Origin of the sequence: Pseudomonas sp. TH06 (genome assembly GCF_016651305.1) — a bacterium.
Taxonomy (GTDB): Bacteria; Pseudomonadota; Gammaproteobacteria; order Pseudomonadales; family Pseudomonadaceae; genus Aquipseudomonas.
The window spans coordinates 4,017,486-4,038,633 of sequence record NZ_JAEKEC010000001.1 but is presented as its reverse complement, the minus strand read 5'-3'; the positions used below and the strand labels follow the sequence as shown (position 1 = coordinate 4,038,633).

Below are 21,148 nucleotides of genomic sequence, written 5' to 3'. Positions count from 1 at the left end.
CCATCCGCCCCAATAAAAACCGTGCGCCGCCCTCCCGTCGCGCACGTCATAAAAGCGGTGGAGTACTTTCTATGACAGCCTCAATCCCACACGGCGGCTCGCGGGCCGGCGCCATTTTCCGGGTGACCTCGGGCAATTTCCTCGAACAGTTCGACTTCTTTCTGTTCGGCTTCTACGCCACGCAGATCGCGGCGGTGTTCTTTCCGGCGAGCAGTGAGTTCGCCTCCCTGATGATGACCTCTGCCGTGTTCGGCGCAGGCTTTTTGATGCGCCCGCTGGGGGCCATCGTGCTCGGTGCGTACATCGACGACGTCGGCCGGCGCAAAGGGTTGATCGTCACCCTGTCGATCATGGCCAGCGGCACGATATTGATTGTGCTGGTGCCCGGTTATGAATCGATCGGTCTGTTGGCACCGGCATTGGTACTGATCGGGCGGTTGCTTCAAGGTTTCTCCGCTGGCGCGGAATTGGGTGGGGTGTCGGTGTATCTCTCGGAGATCGCCACGCCGGGCCGCAAAGGTTTCTTCACCGCCTGGCAGTCGGCCAGTCAGCAAGTGGCAATCATCGTTGCGGCGGCGCTGGGCTATGCCCTGAATGCGTGGATGGCCCCCGATGTGATTGCCGACTGGGGCTGGCGGATTCCGTTTTTTGTTGGCTGCATGATCGTGCCGTTCATCTTTTTACTGCGACGTAATCTGGCGGAAACCGAAGAGTTTGCCGCACGCAAACATCGCCCGAGCATGAAGGAAGTGTTCCGCACCCTCGGCCAAAATTGGGTGGTGGTGCTCGGCGGAATGCTGATGGTCGCCCTGACCACGACCGCGTTCTACCTGATCACCGTCTACGCGCCGACCTTCGGCAAAACCGTGCTGCACCTGAGCACCGCGGATGCGTTGCTCGTGACGCTGCTGGTCGGCGTGTCGAACTTCTTCTGGCTGCCGATTGGCGGCATGCTGTCTGATCGTATCGGCCGTCGTCCGGTACTGATCGCCATGTCGCTGCTGGCGTTGGCCACGACCTATCCGGCGCTGTCATACCTGGTGCAGGCACCGAGTTTCAGCCACATGCTGCTGTCGTTGTTGTGGCTGTCGTTTATCTACGGCCTGTACAACGGCGCGATGATTCCGGCGCTCACCGAGATCATGCCGGTGGAAGTTCGGGTCGCCGGGTTCTCCCTCGCCTACAGCCTGGCCACCGCAATTTTCGGCGGTTTCACGCCGGCAATGTCGACTTTCCTGATTCAGTACACCGGCGACAAAGCCGCACCGGGTTACTGGATGAGTGTCGGTGCGCTGTGTGCCTTGTGCGCCACGCTGTACCTCTATCGCCGCGCGGGCGGTCGTCTGCAACCGGCGACGGCATAAGGAGCGATCGAGATGAAAAAGCTATTCAACCTGACCGCCCTCACCCTCCTTGCTTTCAGTGCCTTGGCGCAGGCCGAAGAGGTGCGCGTGATGACTTCCGGTGGCTTTACCGCCGCTTACAAAATCCTCGGACCGAAGTTCGCGGCGGCCACCGGCAACACCCTCGACACCACCCTCGGCCCGTCGATGGGCAAAGCCCCCGAGGCGATCCCCAATCGTCTCGCGCGCGGCGAGCACGCCGACGTGGTGATCATGGTCGGCTACGCCCTCGATGACTTGATCAAACAGGGCAAGGTCGACCCGGCCTCGCGGGTCGAGCTGGCAGATTCGCGGATCGGCCTGGTGGTGCGTGAAGGCGCGCCAAAACCGGACATCGGCAGCGTCGAAGCGCTCAAGCAAACCCTGCTCGACGCGCAATCAGTGGCCTATTCCGACAGCGCCAGCGGTGTGTACATCGAGCAGCAGTTGTTCAAGAAACTGGGGATCGAAGAACAGCTGAAACCGAAAGCGCACATGATCCCGAAAATCCCCGTGGGTTCGGTGGTCGCCACGGGCGACTATCAGTTGGGCTTTCAGCAAGTCAGCGAGTTGTTGCCGGTGCCGGGGGTGAGTTTTGTGGCGAAGATTCCGGAGTCGGTGCAGTCGGTGACGCGGTTCGCGGCCGGGATTCCGGTCGGTGCGCAGCATCCGGAAGAGGCAAAAGCCCTCCTCACCTACCTCGCCGCACCGGCTGCGCAGGCGGACGTGCAAGCCACCGGGCTGGACTCGGTCAAGCGTTGATCGTCGGCGGCTGGACTTTCATCGCCACCACCAGCCGCTCCAGCTCCAATGCCGCCGGGGTCAACGTGCGATCCCGGCGCTTGATAATGCCGACACTGCGCATCACTTGCGGGTCGGTCAGCGGCACCCGCGTCAGGATCGGATGATCCGGCCCGGGCATTGCCATCAACGGCACCGCGGCCACGCCCAACCCCGCCTCGACCAAGCCAATCATCGTTGTCACATGACGGGTTTCGCAGATGCTCTGTCGCTGCGGCACCACGCTGCTCAAGGCCTGATCGAGCAGGAAACGGTTGCCCGAAGTCTTGTCCAGCGAGATGTAATCCTGCTGATAAAACTCGTCCCACGTCACGCTGGCGCGCCCGGCCAGCGGATGATCACGGCGACAGGCGACCACGTAGCTTTCCTGCACCAGCGGTTCGAATTCGACTTTGGCTTCCTGGGTGCCCATGAAACTCAAACCGAAATCGGCTTCGCCATTGACCACTGCGCTCAAGACATCGTGGGCGCTGGAGTCGAGCACTTTGACTTTGATCCGTGGGAACTGCTGGTGATAACGCGCAACGACGCGGGGCATGAAGTAGTACGCGGCGGAAGGCACGCAAGCGACAGTGACGTGACCCAATCGGGTCGAGGCGACTTCGCTGATGCCGAGCAATGCCACGTCGAGGTCATCGAGCAGGCGTTCGACGCTGGGCATGAAGCCACGTCCGGCCTGGGTCAGGCTGACTTTGCGCGTGGTGCGTTCGAACAGTTTTACGCCGAGGGCGTCTTCGAGTTTTTCGATGCGTCGGCTCAGCGCCGGTTGCGACAGGCGCACAGTGTCGGCGGCCTTACGGAAACTGCCCTGCTCGACCACGGCGCGAAAGGCTTGCAGGTCGTTGAGGTCGAAGTTGATGGCCATGGACGCACTCGGAGGATTGATTCGCAGAGGTTATAAATGTAACCAATTGATGCAATTTGTTACAGCCGCCGACCAGTAAAAACCCGCCACAAGGGCGGGTTCGGGTAATGCCGCGTCACACCATCAGCGCCGACGGAAACAGGCCTTGTCACTCCATCCACTCACCGCCAGACAGTTGGGCTCGACCTGCAATTGCAGATCCTCAAACATCGCCGCCAACTCTCCGGGACCACGATCAGGCTGCCACTGCACCTTGAGTAAACGCGTGTCAGCGCCAACGTCAAACCACTGCACGTCCTCGGTCGCCCCATGCGTGCGCAAGCCCAGTTTCTGCAAAGGACTGGCGCCGGTATAGGGCAGCTTCAACCGGGCCTGAGTTGAGTCGGTCCAGACCTGCTGCTGAGTTGACCCATCGGCAAACTGCCAATACACGTCGACCGGTTTGATCGGCGGCGCGGGTACCGGGTCGTAATGGAACAGCTCGATCAAGTAGTGATTCTGAATTCGGCCTTGCTCATCCTCGGGTAAAAACCGTTGTGCATCGGCCAGTTTATCTTCCTGCGGCTTGTCGATGACGATGGGCTGAAGCTTGGGCTTTTTCCAGTTGAAGCTGAACAGACGCGTGTCGGGCGAGACCTGCAGCCACTGCTCGGGCGCAGTGTTTTTGGCGGTGCTGAAGCCGATCTTGCGGATGGTTTTCTGTGAATCGTAAGGCAGCCAGAGTCTGGCCGGGATGCCGGATTCCAACGGCAAAGGACCGCTGTCGCCATGGTCGAACTGCACGTAGACAAAACCCGGTTGGATCTTTGGCGCCTCACGCAAACGCGCATAGCGCATCTCTAACAGATAGTGGTTGCGCCATAGGCCAGCGCGCTCATCCGGATAGTGCCTGGTGTTTTCTTCCAGTTGCGCCAGGCTGATTTCCCCGGGCTCTTCGAAGGCCAGCGCCTCGGCGGGTTGCGCACTGGCCTGGCTTTCCAGCGTGACGACGTCGTCCTCGACGTACCACTTGCCGTTGGCCATGCCGCTGGCGGAACCGTATTCCATCCCGGCCTTGAACGTCCCGTCTGCCTGCAGCAGCAATTCGGCGCCCATTTCCATGACGCCGGACAGGTAGTAATGCCCGGGCAAATTCGAGGATTCGGCGTGAGCATCAATTGCGGTCATACATACAAGCCCGGCACACAGCAGGGTTCTAAAATCCATTCTGGAGAAGCTCCTTGTAACGTCACGGGGTATCGAGATGATACTGACGCTTCGGCTGCGCCTGGCGTCGGGGCCCGCACGATACCACCTGACGTACGCCGCATGATCAGTGAAACCGGTTCTGCGGCGGGATCTTCTGTGGATCTTGAATCGATTCAGCCCTTATCCTTGTCGCCCCCGCCGTACCGTTGTCAGGAGTCAATCCATGCCCCATGAAGGCAATCTGTTGCAAGCCGCCGTTGTGTTTCTGTTCGCCGCAGTGCTCACCGTGCCTTTGGCCAAACGCCTGCAATTGGGCGCGGTACTCGGTTATCTGTTTGCCGGGGTGATCATCGGCCCGTCGGTGCTGGGCCTGATCGGCAATCCGCAAAGCGTCGCGCACATTTCCGAGCTGGGCGTGGTGTTGCTGCTGTTCATCATCGGCCTTGAGCTGTCGCCACGACGCTTGTGGGTGATGCGCAAATCGGTGTTTGGCGTTGGCATGGCCCAGGTGTTGCTGACCGCTTCGGTGATTGGCGTACTGGCGCTGTTGGTGTTTGGCCAGCCGCTGAACAGTGCGATCGTGTTGGGGTTGGGTCTGGCGCTGTCGTCCACCGCGTTTGGCCTGCAAAGCCTTGCCGAGCGCAAGGAACTGACCAGCCCCCACGGGCGCCTGGCGTTCGCCATTTTGCTGTTTCAGGACATCGCCGCAATTCCGTTGATTGCGTTGGTGCCGATGCTCGCGGGCGCTGATCACACCACCAGCAATGCCGAGAGTTTGAATCACGGTTTGCAAGTGCTCGGCGGGATCGCCGTGGTGGTGGTCGGCGGGCGTTATCTGTTGCGCCCGGTGTTCCGCGTGGTGGCGAAAACCGGTCTGCCGGAAGTGTCCACGGCCACGGCGCTGCTGGTGGTGATCGGTACGGCGTGGCTGATGGATCTGGTCGGTGTATCGATGGCGTTGGGGGCATTTCTTGCCGGGCTGCTGCTGGCGGACTCGGAATATCGTCATGAACTGGAAGCGCAGATCGAGCCGTTCAAGGGCCTGCTGCTGGGGCTGTTTTTCATCAGTGTCGGCATGGGCGCCAATCTGAGTCTGCTGCTCAGTGCACCAGTCACCGTGTTGGGCCTGACGCTGCTGTTGATCGGCCTGAAGCTGCCGCTGCTGTTTGTGGTGGGACGCCTGGCCGGCGGGTTAAACAAGATCAGCGCGATTCGCCTCGGCATCGTCCTCGCGGCGGGCGGTGAGTTTGCTTTTGTGGTGTTCAAGATCGGCCGCGATCAGGGCCTGTTCGAGCCGCGCCTGTACGACTTGCTGGTGCTGACTATTACCCTGTCGATGGCCTTGACGCCGCTGTTGCTGTTGATCTGCGCGCGGCTGGTCAGCCCCAAGGTGCAGCCCGTGGAAGTGCCACAGAAATTCCGCGAGATCGACACCGACACCCCGCGTGTGGTGATCGCCGGCATGGGCCGGATGGGCCAGATCGTCGCGCGGATTCTGCGTGCGCAGAACATCAAGTTCGTGGCGCTGGACACCTCGGTGGAAACCATCGAACTGTCGCGCAGTTTCGGCGGTGTGCCGGTGTTCTATGGCGACCCGATGCGCCCGGAAATCCTCCATGCGGCCAAGGTCGGCGAGGCGGAATATTTTGTGATTGCCACGGATGATCCGGAGACCAACATCAAGACCGCCGAGGTGGTGCGCAAACTCTACCCGCACATGAAAATCATCGCCCGGGCGCGCAACCGTCAGCATGTACATCGCTTGGTCGACGTCGGCGCAGAGGCGATTCGGGAAACCTATTATTCAAGTCTGGAAATGAGCCGGCGCACGCTGGTCGGTCTCGGCTTGACCCAGGCGCAGGCCGATGCGCGGATCAAGCGCTTCAAGCACCACGACGAACAGGTGCTGGAAGCGCAACACGCGGTGTACGACGACGCCGCCAAAGTCCTGCAAACCGCCCAGGAAGCCCGGGCGGAGCTGGCGCGGTTGTTTGAGTCGGATCAACTCGAAGAAGAATCGCGCAACACCTGATCTTCTTGGACATATCAAAATGTGGGAGCCTGGCGCTCATAAAATCTGCCAGCGCCGCAAAACCTGTAGGAGTGAGCCTGCTCGCGATGGCGGTGTGTCAGTCAGCTTATTCGTTACTGACGGATTGCAATCGCGAGCAGGCTCACTCCTACAGGGGGTTGTGTCAGGCCATCTCCAGTTCGAGTGATTGCTTCACCGGGGCCTTCTCGAAGCGGTCGGCGAGGAACGGCGTGATATCCAGCGGCAGCGGTTCGTCGTTGACCAGTTTGTCCAGCAACACACCGGTAATCGCCGAGGTCAGAATGCCGGTACGGAAGTGCCCGCACGCATTCAAATAGCCCTCCACCCCACGCATCGGCCCAAGAATCGGCAACTCGTCCGGCGAGCCCGGACGCAGGCCGGCCCAGGTGCGTTTCAGGTTGACGTGCGCAAGCTCCGGCAGACAGCGCACCGCGCCCTGCACCAGCCCGGCGATTTCCGGGTAGGTGGTGGTGACGTCAAAACCTTTGTCTTCAGTGGTGCTGCCGATCAGGATCTCGCCGTTGTCCTTTTGCGCGACGTAGCAGTCGCTGGTGGTCAGGCAGCCGTTGAGGATTTTCGGCATGCGCTCGGTCAGCAGAATCTGGCCTTTGACCGGTTTCACCGGAATGCGGATGCCCGTGGCCCACTCGCTCAGATCCGCCGCCCAGGCACCGCTGGCGTTGATCAGTGTCTTGCAGTGGAACACGCCCTCCTCGGCCGTCTGCACGCCGGTCACGCGCGAGCCGTGATGCAACACGCCGGTCACGTTGGTGTTGACGTAGAAATCCACGCCATTCTGCCGCGCACCTTCGGCATAGGCATCGGCGAGGCGGAACGGGCTGACCTGGTGGTCGCAGAGAAACTCCAGCGCCCCACGGGCTTCATGGCTGACGCTCGGCTCCGACTCGCGCAGCGCGGCCTGATCGAGCCAGCGCACCTGATCGGCCAGATGCGGAATGCAACTGACGATGTGCTCGGCGTAGAGCCGGTCCTCTTCGTCATAAATCACGAACTTCAGCCCGGTCTTTTCGAACTTGAAATCCATGCCGTGGTTGTCTTTCAGCTCACGGTGCAGCTCTGGGTACAGCGCGTTGGACTGCAAGGCGAAATCGAAGAATGACTCCGGCAGGATGTGCGGCGTGCTGGCGTCCACCGCCACCGCCGCGCCCTGGGTTTCGCGCTTGCGGTTGGCGGACATCATGCGGAAGAAAATCACCCCGCAGCCGAGGCCGACCGACTCGCCGATCGCCCACAGACCGCCGGCCGATGCGCGGGTCGCATTGCCCGGGCGCTTGGCGTCGATCAGTGCGACCTTGAGGTTTTTGCGTTTGGACAATTGATAGGCGCAGGACGCCCCGATCACGCCACCGCCGGCGATGACCACGTCGTAGAACTTACTCATGGGAAGCGGCCTCCGTGCCGATGGACTGAAACGCGGAAAAAGGGATCGGATCAATCGGGAAACGCGGACGCAGCCAACCGACATCCTTGCGCCCGGTGGCCTGACGCAGACGGTCGCTGCAATAGCCGACGCACATCCGCCCCTGACAATCGCCCATGCTCACGCGGGTGCGCATTTTCAGGCTGGCGATGTCTTGCACACCCTGCTCCAGCGCCCGGTCGATGTCGGCGCGGGTCGCGTGTTCGCAACGGCAGATCACCGTGTCGGCGGCAGGCAGTGCCGTTTGGCCAACGCCGCGTTCGGTGTAGCGATCCACCGCCGCACGGAAGCGCACGATGGCTTTCAGTTTGCCCAGATAACGGTCGCGGCGAACCCGGGCCAGTTCTTCTTCCAGCACACCGCGTTGCAGCAGGATCGACGTCGCGGCGATCCTGCCGGCCAGCATCGCTGCTTCACCGCCGCGAATCCCGCCCATGTCACCGGCCAGATGCACATGAGGCTCGTTGCTTTGCTGCCAGATATTCGAGTTGGCGCGCAGATAGCCGTCGTCGCTGAAACCGTGATCAAGGCCCATTTGCTGACTGAGTTGGGTGCGCGGAATGAAGCCGTAACCGACGGCCAGGGTCTTCGCCTCGAAACGTTCGACGCGGGTCATGTCCGGTTCCCAGGTGTCCGAGTACGGGGCGACGCTGACGCTTTTCAGCTCATCCTCACCATGCGCCTCGACCACGCCCCAGCCGTAGTTCATCGGGATGCCGTGCAGTTTCAGGTAGGCGAGCATGCTCAAGCCATCGAGGAACAATTGCGGCTTGTTCAGCAGTGCCAGGCTTTCGCGGGCAATCTTGCCGAACGCGCAGGCCTCATACACGCCTGCGACCTTGACGCCGGAAGCATGCAACTGCGTCGCCACCAGCGGCAGCAACGGCCCGGTGCCAGCGATGATCACCGGCCCTTGCGGCTTGACCACGCCACTCTTGATTTGCAATTGCAGACCGCCCAGCAGGATCACCCCGGGCAACGTCCAGCCGGGAAACGGCACACTGCGTTCGTGGCAACCGGCGGACAACAGCAGTTGCGAATACTCGTACTCGTGCAGTTGCTCGTCGCCGTCCAGCACCACCAGGGCACGGGTGCCTTCGGCGCCGACCACGCGATGATTGAGGTGCACATCGATCAGGCCTGATTGCTCCTGGAATTCGCCGTGCAGTTTGCCCAGCGCTTCGGAATAGCGCGGGCCGAGATAATCCAGCTGCACGCCGTCACGCAGCGGGCCGCGATAGACCACCCCACCGAGGCGCGAAGCCTCTTCCAGCAAGGTGCAGCGCACGCCATGGCGGGCCAGTTCGATGGCCGCTGCCATGCCCGCCGGACCACCGCCGACGATTACCGGTTGCAGGCTCATACGACCTCCTGCCCGGCTATGCGGTTGACCTGGGTTTCGATGTGCATGCCATCGCGCACCACGGTCTGGCAGGCGCGGCGTTTGTGCCGGCCGTTGATTTTCACCAGACAGCACTGGCACACGCCCATGCCGCAGTAGGCGCCACTGATCTGGTCATGATCGTTGCGGGCGATCTGGCGTACGCCGAGAGATTGAATAACGCTGAGGACGGTTTCGCCGATGGCGGCCGTGACCGGTTGACCGTTGATATGGACAGTCATATCCGCCTGCGCCAAGGGCTGGATATCGAAGGTTCTTTCTAGGCAGTGCATTGCGGTGTTCATCCGTGAAAAGGTTCAGGGGAGTGTTGCGTCAGCTCCTTGCTGCACTACACCTTGCGGCCCGGATAATTCTTCGATCGGGCGGGCTCGCGGGGTACTCCATCAGCGCAACGCGGTGCGCGCGAGAACAATGTAGTTCATGTCTCAGCAAAGGCCTGGATCATTTAAGTTAGGCGAAATCGCCAACAGGAATATTGATCCAGGCCAGTGAAACGGTCGGATTGTTCAACGATCAGTTGGAGAACACAAACTGACCCTTGACCTTTTTCGCGCCGATGAATCCGAGGTCCGGGAACAACAGCGTTTTCAGCCAGGCGGCGTAGCCGACGATTGCCAGCGTGATGCCAACGACGATCAGCGTCGACACTGGATCCTCGTCGAAACCCTTGAACATGCGCGACAACTGACTGATGGTGAGGATCACGTAGACGGTGTAAACCGCGGCGACGTTCTTGTAGAAGCCCCAAGCGAACAGCAAAGGAATGCCTCCTGCAATCAGCATGATGGTCAGGGCCATGCCCACACTGATTTCGTAAAACAGAAAGAACCCGGCAAATGCGCCGACCAATGCCTGAATGCAGGTCAACACGACGAGGATCGTGACCTTGACGGAGTGACGTTCTCTCAGCGCCGGATCAGGACAGCCGCCGATCCACGCAGCCAACACTCGGTCCTTGACCTTGCCACCCGAGAGAGCCTTGAAGGTTTCGGTCTTTGACCGGCCGGCGTCGAGCATTTCCACCAGTTGCCGTTTGATTTCCTTCTTGTCCAACGTGTTCATCCTTAAATAACAGCGAAAGCGGCCAATCCACTTCCGCTGGCAATTCTCGCCGCTGGTCCGGCAGAAAGCAAAAAGCCGCTTCCACCCGAAGGTGGAAGCGGCCGAGGCATAGGCCTCAATAGAGCAATCAGTGCACGAACAGGGCGATCAGAATGATGATCGGGATCGGCACGCCGAGGAAAAACAGCAGTAATGAGCGCATGGTGATTCTCCCTGTTTAACGGACTGGAGGCAGTGTGGTGGAAGTGGCGTACGTTTCGACTTCGACATACTCGACCGCATCGCGACGACGACCGCCGAAGGTGGCTGCGAGGCTGGCGAAGAACGCACCGGCCAGCAGCGCAATGAACATCCACAGCGAGGTCCAGGCAGCGACTTTCGCAGCGGTGTCAGCCGCTTGTTGGGCTTTCAGCTTGGCGTCGGCAATGGCTTTCTGAGTGCGGGCGTACACTTCGTCGACACGACGTTCGGCATCGGCCTGGCTCAGGTTGGTACGTTGCGCGACCAGTTGTGCGAGATAGGTCCGGTCTTCAGCGCTGAGCTGACCGTTGGCCAGGCTCTGCGCGAAGATCCGCGCCACTGCACCATGGGCCGCGTCATCGCTGACGGACGCCGGGCGGTCATCGCGGAACAGGCTGTCGATAAAGTAACCGTATTGGTTGCTGTCGGTGTTCGCCGCAGCGGAACCGGCCATTTGGGTGACGGCGCTCGCTGCACCGCCGGCAACACTGGCACCGGCCTGAACGCCACCGCTGATGACGCTGCTGACCGAACCGACGACCAGAATCGCGGTGACCAGAGTTGCTACACACCAGGCGAGGAAGCCATGCGCGGTATCACGGAAATACACTTCATCCCCGTGCATGTTCGCCCATTTCACCCGCAGGCGACCGGCGATGTAACCACCCAGCCCGGAAGCGATGATCTGCGTCGCCGCCAGCCAGACAATCGTCGAAATGCCCAGACCCTTGGCGCTGACGCCCTCCCCGGCCCATGGCGAAACGGCAGAAAAACCCAGACCGAAGCCGAGCAACACCAGAATCATCGACAACGCCGCAGCAGCCGCGGCACCGGCGAAGATCGCGCCCCAGGACACGCCTGAGACGTTGCTCGACTCTCCTTCGTAGGCAGGATAAAACCCATCAGAGGATCTATTCATTGTTGTAGTGCTCCAGGCATGAAAAATGGTGTTACAACTCGTCGAAAGATGAATTGCAGTGACCGTGCCATTTGCCAACATTAAATAAATCGTTATTTTTCAATCATTTAGAAAAGATGAACTTCCTAGGACATTGCAAATTGCAACAAGAGGCGTTTTACAGCGGGTTTTCTGCATTGGCCTATACAATCGCCCACGACCTGCGATTGTGTTTGTGACAGGACAACATGAAAGTTAATTTAAAGCGTCACGGAAATTTCTTGGCAAAATGCTGCCATTCCGTTTGAACCGATCAAGGCCAGCCCTATGACGCGTATTTTGACCATCGAAGACGACGCCGTGACCGCCCGGGAAATCGTCGCCGAACTGAGCAGCCACGGCCTCGACGTGGATTGGGTCGACAATGGCCGCGAAGGCCTCGACCGCGCCGTGAGCGGCAATTACGACCTGATCACCCTCGACCGTATGTTGCCGGAGCTGGACGGTCTGGCCATCGTCACCACCCTGCGCACCATGGGCGTGGCCACGCCGATCCTGATGATCAGCGCCCTTTCCGATGTCGACGAGCGCGTACGCGGCTTGCGTGCAGGCGGCGATGATTACCTGACCAAACCCTTCGCCACCGACGAGATGGCCGCGCGCGTTGAAGTGTTGCTGCGCCGGCAGAACAGCGGCGCGACCCAGGCCACCACGTTGCAGGTAGCCGATCTGCAACTGGACTTGATCAGCCATGAAGCACGCCGCGCCGAGCAGGTGCTGACGCTGCTGCCGACCGAGTACAAGCTGCTGGAATTCCTCATGCGCAACAGCGGCCAGATCCTCTCGCGGATGATGATTTTCGAAGAGGTCTGGGGCTATCACTTCGACCCCGGCACCAACCTGATCGATGTGCACATCGGGCGCCTGCGCAAGAAGATCGACGCGGCGGGCAACGTGCCGCTGATTCGCACGGTACGAGGCTCGGGTTATGTCATTGCCGAACCCGTCTGACGGTTGGCGTTCCTCCAGCAGCCGTTTGCTGGCGCTGTACAGTTCGTTGTTTGTGGCCTGGAGCGCGATCCTCATGGGGGTCATGTATTACGAGGTCTCCGGCTACCTCGATAACCTCGCCAAGCATTCGCTGATGCAACGTCAGCATCTGTTTTCGCACTTTCGTGGCGAGCAACTGGAAGAAGCCCTCGCCGCCAGCATGACCTTCGACATTCGCGGCATCGACGCCTATGGCCTGTTCGATGCCGAGGGCGTTTACCTCGGCGGCGCGCTCCAGCAGATCCCCGATGGCCTGCCGCTGGACGGCAAGATCCACATGCTCGCCGACTGCGCCAACTCCGATGACCCGACCTTGCCCAATGACAGCTGCGACGCCGTCGCCACGCAGACCCGCGACGGTCGCTGGCTGGTGTTGCTGCGTGACAACGGTTCCCTGTTCGCGGTGACACGGATCATTTTGCATGCGCTGTTCTGGGGCGTTTCGCTGACGATTCTGCCGGGGATCGCCGGATGGCATTTGCTGCGGCGCCGGCCGTTGCGGCGCATCCGCGCGATTCAGGCGAGTGCGCAGTCGATTGTCGCCGGCGACCTGACTCACCGTTTGCCACTGTCCAATCGCCGCGATGAACTGGACATGCTCGCCGCCATCGTCAACGCCATGCTCGAACGCATCGAGCGTTTGATGAATGAAGTCAAAGGCGTCTGTGACAACATCGCCCATGACTTGCGCACACCGCTGACCCGTCTGCGTGCGCAGTTGTATCGCATGCAGCAGCAGGCGGGCGAAGGCTCGCAGGAGGCGGCGCAACTGGATCTGGTGCTGGCCGAGGCGGATACGCTGATGGCGCGGTTTCGCGGGTTGTTGCGGATTTCAGAGTTGGAAGATCGCCAGCGCCGCTCGGGGTTTGTCGAGCTGGATCCGGTGTTGTTGCTACAGGAACTGCACGAGTTTTACCTGCCGCTGGCCGAGGAAGGCGAGTTGCGTTTCGAGCTGAACATGCCGGAGACATTGCCGCCGCTCAATGGCGATCGGGCCTTGCTGTTCGAGGCACTGGCGAATCTGCTGAGCAACTCGATCAAGTTCACCCCGGCCGGGGGCACGGTGATCTTGCGCGGGGTGAATGCCGGTGGTCATACGCGTATTGAAGTGCACGACTCCGGGCCGGGCATTCCCGAGTCAGAGCGTGAAGCCGTGTTTCAGCGTTTCTATCGGGCCGAGGGCGGACAGCCGCACGGCGGGTTTGGGCTGGGGTTGTCGATTGTCGCGGCGATTGTCAGCCTGCATGGCTTCAATCTTGAGGTGGACAGCAGTGACCTGGGTGGGGCGAAACTGGTGCTGGATTGTCAGCAGCGTTTGATCTCTAACACCTGATCCCTAACTTGGAATACAACCCCTGTAGGAGTGAGCCTGCTCGCGATAGCGGTGTATCAGTCAACGACAATATCGACTGAAAAGACGCCATCGCGAGCAGGCTCACTCCTACATTTGATCGTGGTGTTCTTCAGGCCGGGTAATTGGCGCGCAGCGCTTCGAGGCCGCCCTGGTAGATGCCGTTGAACAACGCCACCACTTCCTCATCGCTCACGCCTTTGGCCGTGAAACGTCCCGACCAGGTCACCCGTGCGCCCTGCCCCTTAGCTTCAACCTTGATCGTCGCCAGATAATCAGTGGCCGGGAACGGTGCCTGTTCAATTGAATAGCTGTAGCTCTTTGCTGCGTTGTCGAACGCTTGCAGACGCTCGATCACCACGCCGCCATCGGCGGTTTGCAATGTGCGTACGCGGCCGCCGTCACTCAGTTCGCTGTTGGGAATGAACGGTAGCCAGTCCGGCAGCGTGTTGAAGCCGCCGATCAATTGCCAGACCTGATCGGCCGAGGCCGGGATGTCGATTGTTGCGGATGCAGTTGCCATAAAAATCTCTCTTCAAATACTCAAATGGTCAGGCTGTCGACCACGCCGCCATCGACGCGCAAAGCGGCGCCGGTGGTGGCCGAGGACAGCGGCGAAGCAATGTAGGTCACCAGATGCGCAACCTCTTCGACATCCGCCACGCGCTGGATGATCGAGGTCGGCCGGGCCCGGCGCACAAAGGCATCAGCCTCGTCACGCAGGCTGCGGCCAGACTCGGCGGCGGCGTCCTTGAGCATCGCCTCGACACCGTCGGTGAAGGTCGGCCCCGGCAGGATCGAATTGACCGTGACGCCGGTGCCCGCCAGACGTTTGGCCAGACCGTGGGACACCGCCAGATTGGCGCTTTTGGTCACGCCGTAGTTGATCATGTCGGCCGGAGTTGCCACGCCGGATTCCGAAGACAGGAAGATCACCCGTCCCCAACCCTGCTCGACCATTCCCGGCACGTAATGCCGAGACAGGCGCACGCCGGAGATCACGTTGACTTCATAGAAGCGCGTCCATTCCTCGTCGGGTGCTTCAAAGAAATCGACGTTGTTGTAGATGCCGAGGTTGTTCACCAGGATGTCGGCTTTCGGCTCGGCGGCGAACAGTTTCTGCGCACCTTCGGCGGTGCCCAGATCGGCAGTCAGACCGCGCAACTGTGCGCCCGGCACTTTCTCGCGAATGCTCGCCAGTGCCTGCTCGACCTTGGCCGTGTCGCGGCCGATCACCACCACCGTGGCGCCGGACTCGGCCAGCGACTGGCTGATGCCCAGACCGATACCGGCTGTGCTGCCGCTGACGATGGCCAGTTTTCCACTCAGATCAATCTTCATGCTTTCACCTCATCGATGGGTAATGGTGCGCGTTCGGAGACCAGTTTTGCGTCACGCATGGCCTGCCAGAAACCGGCTGGAATGGTTGCCGACAGTGCAGCGACGTCTTCGGCAATGCGTCCCGGTTTGCTCGCGCCGGGGATCACGGCGGCGACCGCTGGGTTGGCCAGTGAGAATTGCAGTGCGGCGGCTTTTACATCGACGTTAAAAGTAGCGGCGATACGCTGGATCTGCCCGACTTTGGCGATGACTTCAGGGCTGGCCTTCTGGTATTCGAAGTGCGCACCACCGGCCAGAATCCCGGAGCTGTACGGGCCACCGACGACGATTTCGACATTTTGCGCCCGTGCCGATTCCATCAAACGCTGCAACGGACGCTCGTGGTCGAGCAATGTGTAGCGACCGGCGAGCAGGAAGCCATCGGGTTGCGCTTCAGTCAGGTCGAGGGTCAGTTCGCACGGTTCCACTTTGTTGACACCCAGACCCCAGCCCTTGATCACGCCTTCTTCGCGCAGACGCGTCAGCACTTTGAACGCGCCAGTGCGGGCCTGGTTGAAGTACTCCAGCCATTGATCACCGTAGAAGTCCTGAGCGATGTCGTGCACCCAGACAATGTCGAGGCGATCGGTTTGCAAACGCTTGAGGCTGTCTTCGATGGAGCGCAGGGTCGCGTCGGCGCTGTAGTCGTTGACGATCTTGTTCGGGCGGCCATGCTCAAACACCCCGCTCTTTTCGCCGAGGTCGCGGGCCGCCGCGTCTTCCACTTCATCGAGAATCACCCGGCCGACCTTGCTGCTCAGTACATAGTCGTCGCGGTTGTATTGTTTCAGCGCTTCACCGAGGCGGATCTCCGACAGGCCCGAGCCATAGAACGGCGCGGTGTCGAAATAACGCACGCCGGCATCCCACGCGGCATGCACGGTGGCCTGCGCTTCGTCTTCGGGAATGGCGCGGAACATATTGCCCAGTGGCGCGGTGCCGAAACCCAGTTGACCGGGCAGTTTGTCTTTCAAGCTCATTGGATTGTCCTCATTCGTTCGTGGTCTGCGTGACCGTTGAGCAAATCCTAGATTGCGACGCCGAGACCGTCCAAGACATAATACGCAGCACTTGAGTCCCCAGAGGTCTGACATGATCGACATCCGCCAATTGCGCTACTTCGTCGCCGTCGCCGAAGAAGAGCACGTCGGCCGTGCAGCCGAACGCTTGCATATTTCCCAGTCGCCTCTGAGCCGGCAGATCGCCCAACTTGAAGAACGGCTTGGGTTGACACTGTTCGAACGCAGCCAGCAGCGCATTCGCTTGACCCGCGATGGCCAGACTTTCCTCGCCGAGACCCGCGCCTTGCTGACGCACGCCAATCGCCTCGAATCCCTGGGCAAGCGCCTGGGTCGGGGTGAGGAAGGCGGGTTGTGCATCGGCTATATCGAGAACGCCATGCACGCCGGCGTGCTGCCCAATGCCTTGCGCGTATTGCGGGTGGATCGACCCAATGTGCATGTCGCGCTGTACAACCTCAGTTCCGCCGAACAACTGGAAGGCCTGCGACAGCGTAGTCTCGATATCGCCTTGGTGAGCGAGCCGCCGACCGATGACGATCCGGACCTGCTCGGCTTTCAAGTGCTGGACGATCCGATGTTGCTGGCGTTGCCCGAGCAGCATCCGCTGGCCCACGCGACATCATTGAGCCCGCAGGATCTGGCCGGTCAGGAATGGATCGGCGTGCAGCCCCGGCAGGATGCCAGCGACGAATTCGTCAGCGCCTGCATCCGCGCAGGGTTCACCCCGGATGTGCGCATGCAGGCGACCGAGCCGTTTACTGCGCTGGGGCTGGTGGCCTCGGGATTGGGCATTGCAATGATCCAGAAAGGCCTGAGTCATAACGCGCCACCGGGCGTGGTCTTGCGCGAGGTGCCGTGGCTGACGTTTACCACGCCGTTGTGGGCAGCCTGGCACCGGATCAATTTGCGGCCGCTGGTCGAAACCTTCAGAAAAGTCCTCACCGACCCCTTCCCCCGTGGCAGCGGGCTTGCTCGCGAAGGCATTGCCACCTCCAGCATCACTGTCGACTGATCCCGCGCATTCGGGAGCAAGCCCCACCCACAAGGGCCGGCGCCTGATCGTCGGTCACGCACTACACTGCAAGGAACAGCCTGTGCGATGAGCTGACCATGAAAATGTCTGCGCAAATGACCGTCGTCGCGATACTCGCCACCCTCGCCTACCTGGGCCTGGCGGTATGGGGTATCGGCGGCGTGGCGATATTTTTCTCCCACGGTTCGCTGGTGATGGTCGCGCTCGCGACGGTGGCCATGGTGGTGGCATCGTTGTTTACCGAGGTCAACCTGAGCTCCGGCGAGCGCGAAGATCGCGCCAATCGCTGGGTGATTCCGGCGTTCGGCGTGATTGGCCTGGTCAGTGGTTTCCTGCCGGCGTATTGCGATCGGGTGAATGTCTGGACGTTTGGCGGCGAGGGGATGCGCTGGCTCGGCGCGTGGCTGTTTATCGTCGGCGGGGCGTTGCGCTTGTGGCCGGTGTTTGTGCTGGGGCGGCGTTTCAGCGGGTTGGTAGCGATTCAGCCGGGGCATCGACTGGTCACTGACGGTATCTACCAGCACCTGCGCAATCCGAGTTACCTGGGGCTGGTGGTCAATGCCGTGGGCTGGGCGCTGGCGTTTCGGTCGGTGATCGGCTTGCTGCTGGCGGCGCTGACATTGATCCCGCTGATCGCCCGGATTCATTCCGAAGAAGCCTTGCTGCGCGGCCAGTTTGGCGCCGAATACGACGCCTACTGCGCGCGGAGTTGGCGCTTGCTCCCCGGTGTTTACTGATTTGCGAACACCGTCACTGTAGGAGTGAGCCTGCTCGCGATAGCGGTGTGTCAGTCAAAAATGTGTGTCTGACACACCGCTATCGCGAGCAGGCTCACTCCTACAAGGGATTGTGTTGTGTCAGCTGCGATCGAGGTGGAGTTGGCCGTTGCTATCGACTGCGACGCGGATGTCAGCGTAACTGGCCAATGTCGCATGTGACGTTTGCAGCGGGTGCTGGTGCGTTGTGGTGATGATCATCAGCGCGGCGCCAGCGGCTTCGGCGGCTTGTATGCCGACGGTGGCGTCTTCGAAGATCAGGCAATCGCGGGGTTCAAGTCCCAGGCGCTTGGCGGCAAGCAGGTAACCGGCCGGATCAGGTTTGCCGGCCTTCACATCCTCGGCCGTGATCATCACCGCGGGTGTCGGAATGCCCGCTGCGGCCATCCGGCGCAAGGCCAGATCGCGCGGTGCCGAAGTGACCATGGCCCAGCGCTCGGCGGGCAAACTGTTGAGAAACGCCGCCGCGCCAGGAATCTCGACGATGCCTTCAACATCACCGATTTCTGCTTCGGTGATGAACGCGGCTTGCGCCTCGGCATCCACGCCCGGCAGGTTCAGGCGATTGATGGTATCGATGGCACGCGCACCATGAATGGTCGGCAGAAACGACTCGACGTCTACCCCGTGATGCACGGCCCAGGCGGACCAGATGCGCTCGGCGGCGGCGATGGAATTGAGGACGGTGCCGTCCATGTCGAACAAAAACGCGCCGAACGCGCGGTCGAAAACACAATCGTGAGCAGACAAAGAGTCGCTTCCTCTGGCAAGGGGCCGGGCAAATGTGCCCGGCAATGTAGCACTTGTCAGTGCAAACGCGGTGCCTTGGACTTGAACGCGCTGTCGACGCAATCGAGCAACTGGCCGATGGCCCAGGGCTTTTTGATAAACGCCACCGGATGCTTGACCCCGGACGTCTCCGGCGTTTCATAGCCGGACATCACCATCACCGGTTTTTCCGGCCAGCGATCACCGACCAGATTGGCCAGATCAGCGCCATTGAGGGTGCCGGGCATGGTGATATCGGTCAGCAGCAACGCGACTTGCTGCGCGTGATGCTCAAGATAGATCGATGCAGCGTCAGCGCTGGTTTGCGGCTCGACCTTGAAACCTTCCTCCTGAAGAATTTCGCAGAGAAACTCCAGAATCAACGGATCATCCTCAACCACCAGAATCAACCCGTCAGGAAGGTGCGTGTCCGCCGTCGGTGTTGGGCACATGAAACTGCACTCCCTGATTTGCATTAACGATTTAGCGGCTTGAATCCGCTGCTTATCTGGTATGAGCAGCGGACTTTGCAGAAATTCATTTTTGATACAGGTCTTTTCTCAAACGACGGATTTACCCGGTCGCGACAGACGTTCGCACGGGTGCATTTGTGGTTAAAATGTTGGCCCTTTTGCTTGCCGATCGTGACCGATGAACCCTGAAGCCCTCGCCACCCTCCACGCCCATTTGCTGCCCGCGCTCGCGGCGGCACCGAGCGAAACCCGCCGCCTGTTCCACGGGCGCGGGCGTTGCTGGCCGGGCCTGGAGCAATTGACCGTGGATTGGCTGCAAGGCGTGGTGCTGGTGTCGCTGTTCAAGGAACCGGCGCCTGAACAGCTTGAAGACCTCAAGCATTTGTTGCTCGATATCAGCGGGTCGGCCGAGTGGCAGCAGTGCGGCGCGCATACGCTGTTGATCCAGCATCGCTATCTGCCGCAAAGCACCGCCGAATGGCTGGTCGGCGCCGAGATCGACGAAATGACCATCGTCGAGGGCGGCTTGCAGTACCGGGTGGATCTGGGTCGCAAGCAGAACGCCGGGCTGTTTCTCGACATGCGTTACGGGCGCAACTGGGTACGCGAGCAAGCCGCGGGCAAGCGTGTATTGAACCTGTTCGCCTACACCTGCGGCTTTTCCGTGGCCGCCATCGAAGGCGGCGCCAGCCATGTGGTTAATCTCGACATGTCCCGCGCGGCCTTGAGCCGTGGCCGCGATAACCATCGGCTGAACGGGCATGACCTGAGCAAAGTCAGCTTCCTCGGCCACGACCTGTTCAAGTCGTGGGGCAAGGTGATCAACAGCGGCCCGTATGACCTGGTGATCATCGATCCGCCGTCGTTTCAGAAAGGCAGTTTCCTGCTGACCAAGGACTACCAGCGCGTGCTGCGGCGGTTGCCGGAATTGCTGACGGCTGACGGCGTGGTGCTGGCGTGCATGAATGATCCGGCGTTCGGCTCGGACTTCCTGATCGATGGCGTGACGCAGGAAGCGCCGGGTTTGCGCTTTGATCAGCGCCTGGAAAACCCGCCGGAATTTCCCGACATCGATCCGGAAAGCGGCCTCAAGGCCCTGATCTTCCAGCGCACCCACTGACCTACCAAAATCCCCTACAGGATTTGTGCTGGTCTCAGGACCAGCGCAAACAATTCGCCATGCCCGTTGACGTTGAGCTTGTGATAGAGATTGCGCCGATGGACTTTGACGGTCTCCGGCGAAATCCCCATTTGCTGGGCCATCGCCTTGCTGGAAAACCCTTGCAGAATCAGCCGCGCCGTGTCGACCTCGCGCACCGTCAGCCGCGCATCGAAGCGATCGAGCAACGTCGCCAGATCGCCGGCAACCACTTCGGCAATCGGACCTTGCGGCGGCAACAACTGCACGTGCCGACGCATCGCCGCCAGCACCCAATCGCGCACGCAAAACAGTCGCCCCTGCTCGGCCAATTCGAACGTCGTCGATCGGCCCAGTGACAACCCGAGCACGCCGCCTTCGACGTTGATCATGAACTGCATTTCGTCCTCCCCCACCACCGAACGAAAATAACTCTGGTAGTACTCGCTGTGCAGGAACTGGTCCGGTGCCACCGAGGCCAGGCTGTGCAAGCCGTCGTTGATGCCAGTCGAGGCGGCTTGATAAAACGGATCGAGCAAGTACATCCCCGCGGTGTAATCCGCCAGCTCTTCCTGTTCGTCGGCGCGACCCTTACTGTCGAAATCAATCAACAATTGCGGCGCCTGGCCGGACCTCAGCAACGCCACCAGCGCGTTATCCAGCGGCACCAGCAGTCGCAAGGTGTCCACCAGTGCGCGCCAGAAACCGTCCTGCCCGACAACGGAAAACACTCGCGCCAGGCTTTGATGCATTGGCAATTCCTGCAACAAGGCGTCCACGCACTACCCCTTTTGAGTAACCCATGATGGGAATGGGTCCGGCAAG

21 protein-coding genes are annotated in these 21,148 nt (G+C 60.8%); 8 read left to right on the top strand and 13 right to left on the bottom strand.

The features are described from left to right. Window positions 1-71: 71 nt before the first annotated feature. Window positions 72-1,364 (top strand): MFS transporter, encoded by a 1,293-nt coding sequence (locus JFT86_RS18165; RefSeq protein ID WP_201237739.1) that lies wholly within the window; start codon window positions 72-74, stop codon window positions 1,362-1,364. A gap of 12 nt (window positions 1,365-1,376) precedes the next feature. Next, window positions 1,377-2,144 carry a substrate-binding domain-containing protein gene (locus JFT86_RS18160; RefSeq protein WP_201237738.1) on the top strand — a complete coding sequence of 256 codons (768 nt, stop codon included), beginning with the start codon at window positions 1,377-1,379 and terminating at the stop codon, window positions 2,142-2,144. On the opposite strand, the gene JFT86_RS18155 is transcribed toward JFT86_RS18160, so the two are convergent. Both JFT86_RS18155 and JFT86_RS18150 read right to left on the bottom strand, forming a co-directional pair. Beyond that, window positions 2,134-3,048, bottom strand: a complete 915-nt coding sequence (locus JFT86_RS18155; protein ID WP_201237737.1) for a LysR family transcriptional regulator — start codon at window positions 3,046-3,048, stop codon at window positions 2,134-2,136. The two genes, JFT86_RS18160 and JFT86_RS18155, sit on opposite strands and share 11 nt — an antisense overlap. A 123-nt stretch (window positions 3,049-3,171) precedes the next feature. Then, window positions 3,172-4,215 carry a hypothetical protein gene (locus JFT86_RS18150; protein WP_201232905.1) on the bottom strand — a complete coding sequence of 348 codons (1,044 nt, stop codon included), beginning with the start codon at window positions 4,213-4,215 and terminating at the stop codon, window positions 3,172-3,174. Between the two features lie 244 nt (window positions 4,216-4,459). On the opposite strand from JFT86_RS18150, the gene JFT86_RS18145 reads away from it, so the two are divergent. Next, a complete protein-coding gene (locus JFT86_RS18145) occupies window positions 4,460-6,268 on the top strand; it encodes a monovalent cation:proton antiporter-2 (CPA2) family protein (protein WP_201237736.1) in 1,809 nt (602 codons plus the stop codon). A 163-nt stretch (window positions 6,269-6,431) separates the two neighbouring features. On the opposite strand, the gene hcnC is transcribed toward JFT86_RS18145, so the two are convergent. The 5 genes from hcnC to JFT86_RS18120 form a co-directional block, all read right to left on the bottom strand. Continuing rightward, on the bottom strand, window positions 6,432-7,691 hold the full coding sequence (hcnC, locus tag JFT86_RS18140; RefSeq protein WP_201237735.1) for a cyanide-forming glycine dehydrogenase subunit HcnC: 1,260 nt from the start codon (window positions 7,689-7,691) through the stop codon (window positions 6,432-6,434). Next, window positions 7,684-9,093, bottom strand: coding sequence for a cyanide-forming glycine dehydrogenase subunit HcnB (gene hcnB / locus JFT86_RS18135; protein ID WP_201237734.1), 1,410 nt, complete (start codon window positions 9,091-9,093; stop codon window positions 7,684-7,686). The genes hcnC and hcnB overlap by 8 nt, the downstream gene beginning before the upstream one ends. Further along, window positions 9,090-9,404: a (2Fe-2S)-binding protein gene (locus JFT86_RS18130; RefSeq protein ID WP_103307239.1), complete on the bottom strand. Its 315-nt coding sequence runs from the start codon at window positions 9,402-9,404 to the stop codon at window positions 9,090-9,092. Before JFT86_RS18130 ends, hcnB begins: the two co-directional genes overlap by 4 nt. A gap of 241 nt (window positions 9,405-9,645) precedes the next feature. Continuing rightward, the gene (locus JFT86_RS18125; RefSeq protein WP_201237733.1) at window positions 9,646-10,185 is read right to left on the bottom strand and encodes a hypothetical protein; all 540 of its coding nucleotides are present in this window, start codon (window positions 10,183-10,185) and stop codon (window positions 9,646-9,648) included. A gap of 226 nt (window positions 10,186-10,411) precedes the next feature. Continuing rightward, a complete protein-coding gene (locus tag JFT86_RS18120) occupies window positions 10,412-11,353 on the bottom strand; it encodes a hypothetical protein (RefSeq protein WP_201237732.1) in 942 nt (313 codons plus the stop codon). Between the two features lie 306 nt (window positions 11,354-11,659). Between JFT86_RS18120 and JFT86_RS18115 the strand changes: the two genes are divergently transcribed. Further along, window positions 11,660-12,343 carry a response regulator transcription factor gene (locus tag JFT86_RS18115; protein WP_042559723.1) on the top strand — a complete coding sequence of 228 codons (684 nt, stop codon included), beginning with the start codon at window positions 11,660-11,662 and terminating at the stop codon, window positions 12,341-12,343. After that, window positions 12,321-13,715 (top strand): HAMP domain-containing sensor histidine kinase, encoded by a 1,395-nt coding sequence (locus tag JFT86_RS18110; protein ID WP_201237731.1) that lies wholly within the window; start codon window positions 12,321-12,323, stop codon window positions 13,713-13,715. The genes JFT86_RS18115 and JFT86_RS18110 overlap by 23 nt, the downstream gene beginning before the upstream one ends. Window positions 13,716-13,845: 130 nt before the next feature. Here the strand turns inward: JFT86_RS18110 and JFT86_RS18105 are convergent, their stop codons facing one another. The 3 genes from JFT86_RS18105 to JFT86_RS18095 are packed head-to-tail and all read right to left on the bottom strand — an operon-like array spanning window position 13,846 to window position 16,093. Continuing rightward, window positions 13,846-14,256, bottom strand: coding sequence for an SRPBCC family protein (locus JFT86_RS18105; protein WP_201237730.1), 411 nt, complete (start codon window positions 14,254-14,256; stop codon window positions 13,846-13,848). A gap of 20 nt (window positions 14,257-14,276) precedes the next feature. Then, window positions 14,277-15,074, bottom strand: a complete 798-nt coding sequence (locus JFT86_RS18100) for an SDR family oxidoreductase (RefSeq protein WP_201237729.1) — start codon at window positions 15,072-15,074, stop codon at window positions 14,277-14,279. Further along, entirely contained in the window at window positions 15,071-16,093 is a 1,023-nt protein-coding gene (locus JFT86_RS18095; RefSeq protein WP_201237728.1) for an aldo/keto reductase, read from the bottom strand. Before JFT86_RS18095 ends, JFT86_RS18100 begins: the two co-directional genes overlap by 4 nt. A gap of 112 nt (window positions 16,094-16,205) precedes the next feature. On the opposite strand from JFT86_RS18095, the gene JFT86_RS18090 reads away from it, so the two are divergent. Both JFT86_RS18090 and JFT86_RS18085 read left to right on the top strand, forming a co-directional pair. Next, window positions 16,206-17,147 (top strand): LysR substrate-binding domain-containing protein, encoded by a 942-nt coding sequence (locus JFT86_RS18090; RefSeq protein ID WP_201237727.1) that lies wholly within the window; start codon window positions 16,206-16,208, stop codon window positions 17,145-17,147. 98 nt (window positions 17,148-17,245) lie between these two features. Next, window positions 17,246-17,905, top strand: coding sequence for an isoprenylcysteine carboxylmethyltransferase family protein (locus JFT86_RS18085; RefSeq protein ID WP_201237726.1), 660 nt, complete (start codon window positions 17,246-17,248; stop codon window positions 17,903-17,905). A 120-nt stretch (window positions 17,906-18,025) separates the two neighbouring features. Here JFT86_RS18085 and JFT86_RS18080 read toward each other — a convergent pair whose 3' ends face one another. Continuing rightward, window positions 18,026-18,694: an HAD-IA family hydrolase gene (locus tag JFT86_RS18080; RefSeq protein ID WP_201237725.1), complete on the bottom strand. Its 669-nt coding sequence runs from the start codon at window positions 18,692-18,694 to the stop codon at window positions 18,026-18,028. A gap of 56 nt (window positions 18,695-18,750) precedes the next feature. Next, on the bottom strand, window positions 18,751-19,164 hold the full coding sequence (locus JFT86_RS18075; RefSeq protein WP_201237724.1) for a response regulator: 414 nt from the start codon (window positions 19,162-19,164) through the stop codon (window positions 18,751-18,753). A gap of 199 nt (window positions 19,165-19,363) precedes the next feature. On the opposite strand from JFT86_RS18075, the gene JFT86_RS18070 reads away from it, so the two are divergent. Next, window positions 19,364-20,305 carry a class I SAM-dependent methyltransferase gene (locus JFT86_RS18070; RefSeq protein ID WP_201237723.1) on the top strand — a complete coding sequence of 314 codons (942 nt, stop codon included), beginning with the start codon at window positions 19,364-19,366 and terminating at the stop codon, window positions 20,303-20,305. Between the two features lie 14 nt (window positions 20,306-20,319). Here the strand turns inward: JFT86_RS18070 and JFT86_RS18065 are convergent, their stop codons facing one another. After that, a complete protein-coding gene (locus JFT86_RS18065; RefSeq protein ID WP_201237722.1) occupies window positions 20,320-21,102 on the bottom strand; it encodes a helix-turn-helix transcriptional regulator in 783 nt (260 codons plus the stop codon). Window positions 21,103-21,148 lie beyond the last annotated feature (46 nt).